Source organism: Nocardia alni (genome assembly GCF_019038435.1).
Classification (GTDB): domain Bacteria; phylum Actinomycetota; class Actinomycetes; order Mycobacteriales; family Mycobacteriaceae; genus Nocardia; species Nocardia alni.
On the sequence record NZ_JAGPOX010000064.1, the window covers coordinates 44,406 to 52,896 of the forward strand.

The following is an 8,491-nucleotide window of genomic DNA, read 5'->3' on the forward strand; positions in this document are numbered from 1 at the left end:
TCGCCGGTGAGCGGGGCGTTCGTGGTCGCGGCCGTCCCGAGCAGCGCTCGGTGTGCTGACCATCCGTGTCCGCCGCTGTGGCACGCCTGCGACCTGCGTTGATGAGACGTCTGGCGAATTGTTGGCATAATCCTTGACAATTAGTTGTCATGCCTATCGCCAGGACGGTGTCAGTGTCGGAGAGCGCAGTGTCGCAGAGCAGTGGGCTCGAACGCGGAACGCAGGGAAAAGCCATCGCGGTGGAACGGCTGCGCCAGGCCATCGCACAGGGTGAGGTCGCGCCCGGGCAGCGGCTGGTCGAGGCCGAACTGGTCGAGCAGTTCGAGGTGACGCGCGGCAGCGTACGGGCCGCGATCGACGAGCTGGTGGCCGAGGGTCTGATCGAGCGCATCCACAATCGCGGGGCACGGGTGCGCACGGTGTCGACCGAGCAGGCGGTGGAGATTCTCGAATGCCGCAAGGTGCTCGAGGGGCTGATCGCGGCCAAGGCCGCCACGCGGGTGACCCCGGCCGATATCGAGCGGCTGCACGCGCATACCGAGCAGCTCACGGCGTCGGTCCGGGACGGCGAGCCGATGAAGTATTCGACCCTCAACCACGAGCTGCACGCGATGCTGCGGGAGATCGCCGGTCAGCAGACCGCCGCCGACCTGATCGGGCGGCTCAACGCGCAGATCGTGCGGCATCAGTTCCAGCTGTCCCTGCGGCCGGGCCGCCCGCAGGTCTCCCTGGGCGAGCATCTGGCCATCGCGGAAGCGGTGATCGCGGGCGACGCGGAGGGCGCCGAGCAGGCCATGCGCGATCATCTCGACAGTGTCATCGCGGCGCTGACCGGCAGAGTGTAGACCACGCTCGAGACATTGCCCCGACTCTGATTTATAGATGCTGATCAGGGTATATTCACTTTGTCAGCAGGATTGTTGACATTTCTGTCGCCAGCGACATACCGTCGATGACGGGCGTGTCGTCGAACACGTCCGCCAAGCCGTCGGCACGGGCGGCGGAGTGACCGTGACAAGTGAGGTGAGGACGGCTATGCCTGAGAACGTGACCGGCAGACGCTCATGAGCGCGCCGCTGCGGGTGGCGGTTCTCGGATTGGGCGAGGCCGGTGCGGAATTCGCCCGTGATCTGGTCGCGGCGGGCGCGGATGTGCGCGGGTACGACCCGAAAGCGGCCGCGCCCCAGGGCGTTCAGGTGCGGGTCAGCGATGCCGACGCCGTTCGTGACGCCGAGCTGGTGTTCAGCCTGACCACCGCGCACGAGGCCGAGTCGGCGCTGCGCGACGCCCTGCCCGCGTTGATGCCCGGCACGGTGTGGGCCGAGGCCAACACCGCGACACCGGCATCGAAGGTGCGGCTGGCCGACGAGGCAGCGGCGGCGGGCGTGGAGCTGGTCGATGTGGCGATCATGGCTCCGGTGCCGGGTAGGGGAATTCGCGTGCCCATGCAGGTATCCGGTCCGCCCGCAGCACGTTTCGCCGCCATGATGCGGCGGGTCGGGATTCGGGTAGAACAGACGCCCGGGCCCGTCGGCGTCGCCAGCTCGCGCAAGCTACTGCGCAGCGTCGTGTACAAGGGCGTCGCCGCCGCGGTGGTGGAGGCCCTTGCCGGTGCGGAGGCGGCGGGATGTGCGGACTGGTTCCGCGAGCATATCGCCGGGGAATTCGTGAGTTTCGACGCGGATACGCTCGAGCGGCTGATCACCGGCACCTACGCGCACGCGGCCCGGCGCACCGAGGAGATGGACGCCGCGGCCCGGCAACTGGCCGATCTCGGAGTGACGCCGCGAATCGCCTCCGCGACACGAGACGCGTTGCGCGCCATTGCTCTGGAAACCGCATCCGGTGGGGGAACGCAGCACGTGGGGACCGAATCTCTAGGAGAGCACCGATGAAGAATGTTGTTGTCACCGACTGTCCGCGTGCGGCGCTCGAGGATGCGACCACCCTCGGCGAGTACGGCGCCGCCACGGTGCACGAGGCGCAGGGGCGCACCGGATTTCTCGGCCCGCGACTGCGGCCGGCTTGGCCGGGCGCGCGAATCGGCGGCACCGCGGTCACCGTCCTGTGCTGGCCCGGCGACAATCTGATGATCCACGTCGCGGTCGAGCAGTGCCGCGAGGGGGATGTCCTTGTGGTGGCGACCAATTCGCCGTCCAGTGACGGACTGTTCGGTGAGCTGTTCGCCACCGCACTGCAGCGCCGCGGCGTGCGCGGGGTCGTGTTGGCCTGTGGCGTAAGGGATGTCGCGGACCTGCGGGAGATGGGCTTCCCGGCTTGGTCGACCGCGGTCAGCGCGCAGGGTTCGGTGAAGGCGACCGCGGGCGCGGTCAACGTGCCGATCGTCGTCGAGGGACAGGTGATCCGTCCCGGCGATGTGATCGTGGCCGACGACGACGGTGTTGTGTGTGTTCCGCGGGTGAATGCGCCCGAGGTACGGGAACTTTCGGCGGCGCGGGTGGCCAAGGAGGAAGCGGCCCGGCAGGCGTTCCGCGAGGGCGAGCTGGGGCTGGACCGTTACGGGATGCGGCAGCGGCTCGACGAATTCGGCATCACCTACGTGACGCACGAGGACTTCGCCGCCAAGGGGGAGCAGCAGTGACAGAGCCTGATGGTGAGCGCGCGGGCGGTACGGCCGTCGATGAGGGGACGACCGTACCGTCCGGCGTGACCCGATCGCCGGAAGATTTTGTCGCGAACGGTATTCCGGGCGTGTGGATGCGCGGCGGAACGTCCAAGGGCGGGTACTTTCTGGCGCGGGACCTGCCCGCCGACCCGGCCGCGCGCGACGATCTGCTGCTGCGGATCATGGGTACGCCCGACCCGCGGCAGATCGATGGGCTCGGCGGTGCGACGTCGTTGACCAGCAAGGTCGCGGTGGTCTCGCGCTCGGCGCGGGCCGGTGTGGACGTGGACTACCTGTTCCTGCAACTGGGCGTCGATGCCCCGACCGTGTCGGACCGGCAGAACTGCGGCAATATCCTGGCCGGGGTCGGTCAGTTCGCCGTGGAGTCGGGGCTTGTCGGCGCCGAGGAGAATAGCGAAAGCTGTTCTGTGCGAATCTATATGGTCAATTCCGGCGCGATCGCGACGGCCACCTTCCCGATGCGCGACGGTCGCCCGGTCTATGACGGGAATACTCGCGTCGACGGCGTGCCGGGTACGGCCGCGCCGGTGGTGTTGACGTTCGAGGACACCGCCGGATCGGCCACGGCGGGCCTGTATCCGACCGGCCACGTCCGGGATACCGTCGACGGCATCGAGGTCACCTGCGTCGACAACGGGATGCCGGTCGTGGTCGCCGAGGCATCGAGCCTCGGCCTGTCCGGCTACGAATCGCATGCCGACCTGGCCTCCGACGCCGGGCTGCTCGAGCGCGTGGATCACCTGCGCCGCAAGGCCGCTCAGCTGATGGGCATGGGCGATGTCGCCGAGTCGTCGGTGCCCAAGACGGTTCTGCTCGCACCCGCCCGCGATGGTGGCGGGGTGTGTACTCGCTCGTTCATTCCGGTGCAGCCGCACACCGCGATCGGCGTGTTCGCCGCGATCAGTGCGGTGACCGCGATGATGACGCCGGGCGCGGTGGGCAGCGACCTGGCCGCGGACTGGCCCGAGGGCGCACAACGGGTGGACGTGGAACATCCGGGCGGGCACCTACTGGTCGATATCGACATCGACGCCGCTACCACCCCCTTGCCGCGTGTGCGCAGCGCGGGAGTGGTCCGAACCGCCCGAAAATTGTTCGCGGGCACCGTATTTCCGCGCGCTTGACGATGCTTCTTCAGGAGGAACCCTATGGCCCCCGGTCACGACATCGCTCATCTCGGGCATGTGCAACTGCTCACCCCCACACTCGACCAGAGTGTGGCCTTCTTCACCGATTTTCTCGGCCTCCGGGTCGTCGGTTCCGACGGTGACGACGTCTACCTGCACTCCTGGGACGACTACCAGCACCACACCCTCACCCTGCGCGCCCACCGGCACGGCGGCATCGCCCGCGTCCATCTGCGCGCGTCCAGCCCGGAGGCGCTGAACCGGCGTGTGACGGCGATCGAGGCGGCCGGGCGCGGCATCGGCTGGGTCGACGGTGAACCGGGATTCGGCCAGACCTACCTGTTCACCGATCCGGACGGCCATGAATTCGGGCTGTACTACGAGGCCGAATGGTACGACTGCGGCGAGGACGACCGCCCGTCGCTGAAGAATCAGGCCGGGGCCTACCCCAGCGGCGGCGTCCCGGCGCGGCGGCTGGACCACGTCAACTTCCTGGGCCAGACGCCGGTCGACAACCGAATCTTCCTCGAGGACACCCTCGGCGCTATGTGCACCGAGCAGATCGTGCTCAATGACGGTACGGTCGCCGGCACCTGGACGACATTCACCAACAAGAGCTACGACGTGGTCTACACCAAGGACAACCTGGGCCTGTCGGGGCGACTGCACCACATCGCGTTCGCCGCCGACAGCCGCGCGGACATTCTGCGCGCCTGCGATGTCGCCCTGGATCAGGGCGTGTTCATCGAGACCGGTCCGCACAAGCACGCCATCCAGCAGACGTTCTTCCTGTACGTCTACGAACCCGGCGGCAACCGGATCGAACTGTGCAACCCCGGTGCGCGCCTGATCCTCGCGCCGGACTGGAAGCGCGTGGACTGGACCGAGGCCGAGCGCGCCAAGGGGCAGGCGTGGGGTCTGAAGACCATCGAGTCGTTCCACACCCACGGCACGCCGACCGCCGAGGATTTGGCGGCTGTGGCCGAGCACTGACTCGGTATTTTCCGCGGCTGTCCCTCGAGCGGATGGGGAGCCGAATCACGCCGAGTGCCGGATGACGGCGGGCGTGTTGTTTGGAGCAGGGGCTCGGCGGGTGTGTCGCGTCGAGCCGCTGCTGCCTCTCACTTGGGCGAACGATCCGTCCGTCCATTCCGAATCTGAATGTTAACAATTTTGGCTGAAATATTGTCAACGATATTGGTTCGCATGTAGCGTCGATCGCTGTGATGCACATCTCCGGACGAAAGGGACACAGTTGTCCTCGCTCGAATTGAGTGGCGGCACCCCCGCCCCCTCCCAACGGCTGTGGCTGCGCGTCGTGGCCGTGTGCTGGTTCCTCGTCCTGCTCGACGGGCTCGACCTGTTCGTCTACGGCGCGACTCTGCCGGGTGTGTTCCAGGACAAGAGCTTCGGCCTGACGCCGGCCATGGCCGGAGATATCGGCAGTGCGAACACCTTCGGCATGCTGCTGGGCGCGCTCGGGGTCGGCCTGATCACCGATCGGATCGGCCGGCGCAAGATCGTGCTCGGCGGCGTCATCGTGTTCACCATCTCGGCCGCGGTCTGCGGCATGACGCCCAACGTCGCCGTCTTCGGCATCGCGCGGTTCACCGCGGGTGTCGGGCTGGGGGTGTTGCTGCCCACGGCGATCTCCATGGTCATGGAGTTCGCGCCGGCCTGGCGCAAGAACATCGCGGCGACCCTGGTCATGACCGCCCACCAGGCCGGTGGCGCGATCGCCGGTGCGGTAGCCCTGAACATCGTGGATTCGCTGGGCTGGCGCTCGGTGTACTGGTTCGGCGCGGCGCCCATCATCATCGCCGTGCCCGCGATCATGTTCCTGCTGCCCGAGTCGATCACCTATCTGCTGGCGTCGGGCAAGACCGAGAAGGCGCAGGCGATCGTCGACAAGTTCGATGTGCCGCTGGCGGCGTACGCGCCCGAGCCCGGTGCACAGGTTCGGCGCGGCAGGGTATCCGAATTGTTCACGCGTGCAACAGCTTCGGTGACCATTCTGTTCTGGCTCGCCTCCTTCGGCGGCCTGCTGCTGGTGTACGGGGTGAATACCTGGCTGCCGGAGATGATGAAGAATCACGGCTACTCACTCGGTTCGTCCATCAGCTTCCTGCTGGTGATCAACGTCGGCGGCATCGTCGGGCTGCTGGTCGCCGGGCGCGCGGCCGATATGTTCGGGCCCAAGCGGGTCGCGGTGATCTGGTTCCTGGCCACCACCATCGGAATCGGGCTGCTGGCGGTGCATATGCCGCTGTGGCTGACCTACGTGGACGTGTTCCTGACCGGCGCCTTCCTGTTCAGCGCGCAAGTGCTCATCTATGCGGCGCAGGGGACGTACTACGTGCCGAGTATGCGGGCGACCGCGCTGGGCTGGGTCTCGGGCATGGGGCGGTTCGGCGCGGTCTTCGGACCGTGGCTGGGCGGTGTGCTCACCGGCCACCACCTGTCGGGCTGGGGCTTCGGGGTCTTCGCGCTGGCGGCGTTGATCTCGGCGGTGCTGGTCTCGCTGGTGCGGGGCAATCCGGTGGGAGCTTCCGAGACCCGCGCCTCTGCGGTTACCGCAGCTACTGGTGTGCAACCGACATAATCGGGGTATCTATTCGATATTCGCTCGCTGATCGATCGCGGCGGACCAGGTACGGTCCGCCGCGATCGCCGTCCGTCCCGGATTGCTCGGAAAGGTAGGTCATGCAGTGTAATCGGACATTGCGTTCGCTATCGAAGACCCTTCCGGTGCTGGCGGTGCTGCTGCTCGCGGCGACCGGATGCTCGTCGCAGAACGGTAATGGCTCAGGCGGTTCCACGGCCTCGGCCACCCCGGTCGCGACATTCCCTGCGGGACAGAATCTACCGGTTACCCTGCCCAGGTTCGACTGCGCCGAGCTGTCCGGGCGTGACTTCGGAGCGATCGTCGACGCGCCAGCCAGCATCTCCTCGGCAACCCGCATCGCGGCCAGTGGTAGCAACGCGTTCGAATACTGCGACGTGAAGGGGTACGTGGGCGGGCAGATCCGATTCGAGCTGCATCTGCCGACCACCACCTATCGCGGTCGCTACCTGCAGCAGGGCTGCGGCGGATATTGCGGCATGGTCGATCTGACGATGGGTCCGCCCGCCGGTAGCGGCTGCGCGCCGGTGACCGACGGCTCGCTGGTCGTGGGCACCGACGATCAGGGACACGGTGATACCGGCGGGGCCGAGGTGTGGGCGACGGACCCGCAACTGAAGGTGGACTTCGGGTATCGGTCCGAGCACGTGTTCGCGCTGGCCGCCAAGGCGATCGTTACCGCGTATTACGGTGCGGCGCCCAAGTATTCGTACTACGACGGCTGTTCGGACGGCGGTCGTGAGGCGCTGATGGAGGCGCAGCGATACCCCGGTGACTTCGACGGGGTGCTGGCCGGTGCGCCCGCGTTCAATCAGACCGCGCTCAACGGGTTCGAAGAGGCGTACCTGTCGACCGTCGATTTCCGTCCGGACGGGTCGGTCATCCTGCCCGCCGCCAAGGTGGATGTGCTGCACACCGCGGTGCTCGAGGAGTGCGCGGATCCGGGGTTGAACGACGGGACGATCCAGGACCCGCGAGACTGCGAATTCGATCCCGCGAGCATCGGTTGTGCTGCGGGAAAGGATAATCCGGACTGTTTGACGTCCGAGCAGGTCGATGTGGTGCGCAAGATCTATACCGGAGTCGTCGCACCGGACGGCACCCACCTGTACACCGGAGGCGAGCCGATCGGTTCGGAGGGGCAGTGGGTCGGGCTGATCGTTCCGCACGACGGTAAAGGGCGGGACTCGACCTTCATGTACAAGATCGGGGCCGGATTCCTGCGCTGGGTGGGTCGATGGCAGGCCGATCCGAAGGCGACGGTCGACTCCTCGGTGTTCACCGTGGCGAATCTGCGGAAGTTTCAGGACGACGTGGGCGGACTGTACGACGCGACCGATCCGGATCTGCACTCCTTCGCCGCGCGCGGCGGAAAGCTGATCCACTGGCACGGGTGGTCCGACGGCTATATCCCGACCGTCGGCTCGATCACCTACCGGCAGGCGCTGATCGACACGATGGGACAGGCCGCGGCGGACAAGTTCTATCGGCTGTATCTGTTCCCGGGTGTGTTCCACTGCGGAAACGGGTACGGCCCCAGTACATTCGATCTGCTCACGCCGTTGATGGAGTGGACCGAGCACGGGAAGTCACCCGGTGCGGTGATCGCGTCGAAGTATGCGAACGCCGGCGGGAGCAACGCCATGACCGGGGCTACGGCCGCTGTCGGAGGGACTCCGGAGTACTCGCGGCCGGTGTATCCGTATCCCCGGCAGGTCGCGTACGCGGGCACCGGGAATCCGAATGTCGCGGGCAGTTACTCCGTTCGAGATCCGGCTCCGCGCGACGATCATTACAAGTGGGGTGGCAACGCCTTCGCGTCCGGGTATCAGCAGTGGTGCGTCGGCGACGGCCGCACGTTGAGCTGTGCCCGCCACAAGCCGTGAGGTGACTCAGCTCACTCTGGATGCTGCCGGTTCCCCCCGTACCGGGAGGCGACTCCCATATTCGGCACAGGTTCGCTGCTTAGTGGTCCCGCCCGCAAGTTCTTCGGGGGTCAGTGCCCGAGGTAGAGGTTGCAGGCGCAGTCGAGGGCTTCTTGGGGACTACCCGCGGTGAATCCTGTGGGCAGGATCTGGTTTTCGTACTTGCCGC

7 protein-coding genes are annotated in these 8,491 nt (G+C 66.9%); all 7 read left to right on the forward strand.

What is annotated here, in order from left to right:
- The first annotated feature begins 188 nt into the window (after positions 1 to 188).
- The 7 genes from JZ791_RS23545 (at position 189) to JZ791_RS23575 (ending at position 8,283) form a co-directional block, all read left to right on the forward strand.
- A complete protein-coding gene (locus JZ791_RS23545) occupies positions 189 to 845 on the forward strand; it encodes a GntR family transcriptional regulator (RefSeq protein ID WP_308163053.1) in 657 nt (218 codons plus the stop codon).
- Between the two features lie 219 nt (positions 846 to 1,064).
- Positions 1,065 to 1,895, forward strand: a complete 831-nt coding sequence (locus tag JZ791_RS23550; RefSeq protein ID WP_216897372.1) for an NAD(P)-dependent oxidoreductase — start codon at positions 1,065 to 1,067, stop codon at positions 1,893 to 1,895.
- Positions 1,892 to 2,602, forward strand: a complete 711-nt coding sequence (locus JZ791_RS23555) for a 4-carboxy-4-hydroxy-2-oxoadipate aldolase/oxaloacetate decarboxylase (RefSeq protein ID WP_216897373.1) — start codon at positions 1,892 to 1,894, stop codon at positions 2,600 to 2,602. The genes JZ791_RS23550 and JZ791_RS23555 overlap by 4 nt, the downstream gene beginning before the upstream one ends.
- On the forward strand, positions 2,599 to 3,771 hold the full coding sequence (locus JZ791_RS23560; RefSeq protein WP_308163054.1) for a 4-oxalomesaconate tautomerase: 1,173 nt from the start codon (positions 2,599 to 2,601) through the stop codon (positions 3,769 to 3,771). Before JZ791_RS23555 ends, JZ791_RS23560 begins: the two co-directional genes overlap by 4 nt.
- Positions 3,772 to 3,795: 24 nt before the next feature.
- A complete protein-coding gene (locus JZ791_RS23565) occupies positions 3,796 to 4,767 on the forward strand; it encodes a VOC family protein (RefSeq protein ID WP_216897374.1) in 972 nt (323 codons plus the stop codon).
- 262 nt (positions 4,768 to 5,029) lie between these two features.
- Complete coding sequence (locus tag JZ791_RS23570; protein ID WP_254206184.1) at positions 5,030 to 6,376, forward strand: MFS transporter; 1,347 nt, start codon at positions 5,030 to 5,032, stop codon at positions 6,374 to 6,376.
- Positions 6,377 to 6,495: 119 nt separating this feature from the next.
- A complete protein-coding gene (locus tag JZ791_RS23575) occupies positions 6,496 to 8,283 on the forward strand; it encodes a tannase/feruloyl esterase family alpha/beta hydrolase (protein ID WP_254206185.1) in 1,788 nt (595 codons plus the stop codon).
- Positions 8,284 to 8,491 lie beyond the last annotated feature (208 nt).

Excerpts from the sequence above, each read along its gene's own strand:
- JZ791_RS23555 (WP_216897373.1), top strand. The coding sequence starts at position 1,892 with ATGAAGAATGTTGTTGTCACCGACTGTCCGCGTGCGGCGCTCGAGGAT.
- JZ791_RS23565 (WP_216897374.1), top strand. The coding sequence starts at position 3,796 with ATGGCCCCCGGTCACGACATCGCTCATCTCGGGCATGTGCAACTGCTC.
- JZ791_RS23550 (WP_216897372.1), top strand. The coding sequence starts at position 1,065 with ATGAGCGCGCCGCTGCGGGTGGCGGTTCTCGGATTGGGCGAGGCCGGT.